The organism is Methylobacterium sp. CCH5-D2 (assembly GCF_001556475.1).
GTDB lineage: Bacteria > Pseudomonadota > Alphaproteobacteria > Rhizobiales > Beijerinckiaceae > Methylobacterium > Methylobacterium hispanicum.
The window spans coordinates 1-783 of record NZ_LSIX01000708.1; the positions used below are offsets into that span (position 1 = coordinate 1).

Genomic DNA, 783 nt, shown 5'->3' on the forward strand with positions numbered 1-783 from the left:
CGTCGCGGCGGGGCTTCGGCACTCGCCTGATCGCGGTCAGCGTCGAGCGCGAGCTCGGCGGGACGGTGGCGCTCGACTTCGCCGTGGAAGGCCTCCGTTGCGCCATCGTCGTTCCGCTGCCGCAGGCCGGCGCGGACTACATGAGCCCGCTCGCCGTCCCGACCGCCCATTGAGCGGTCCGCTGAAGCAGTCTAGCGCGGGCCGCCTGCGAGCCCCGCGGCCGGGCAAGGGCACTTGCCTCGGGGAGCATGCGCCCCGTCGGCGAACGGCATGTTGGCGGGCGCGTTCCAATACGGTTATGCCGGCGGGCGGAATGCGAAGGGACGACAAGTCAGTGAGACGGTTCGAGTACAAGGAACGGACAGACGGACCAGGTCCCGGCCGCCGTACGGAACCGGTCGCGCATGGCTGACCCCGAGCGACCCACGGCCCCAGAGGCGGTCGCCAAGGCACGGACGACGTCCCGCGCGGCGGCCTGCCTCGGGATCGCGGCCTCGGCGACCGTGACGGCGGGCTGGCTGCTCGACATCCCCGACCTGCAGACGATCCTGCCGGGCGAGGCGCCGATGGTGGCGCTGACCGCCCTGGCCCTCATCCTTCTCTCCGGTGCGCTGCTGCTCTCCACTTGGCCGGGGCGACGGTCCCTCGCCGTGCGTGCCGGCCGCGGCCTCGCCGCCGTCGCCGCCGCGCTGGCGCTGGGCGGCGGCATTCAATACCTCGCGCCGTACGGGTTCCGGCTCGACGACTGGACGCAACGCCTCTTCTCCGGGCCTCTCGGACCTG

General features: G+C 73.1%; 1 pseudogene. It reads left to right on the plus strand.

Features of this window, described 5'->3' with window-relative positions:
* Positions 1-404: 404 nt before the first annotated feature.
* Positions 405-783: pseudogene (locus AX737_RS18585) on the plus strand (hybrid sensor histidine kinase/response regulator); the annotation flags it as partial.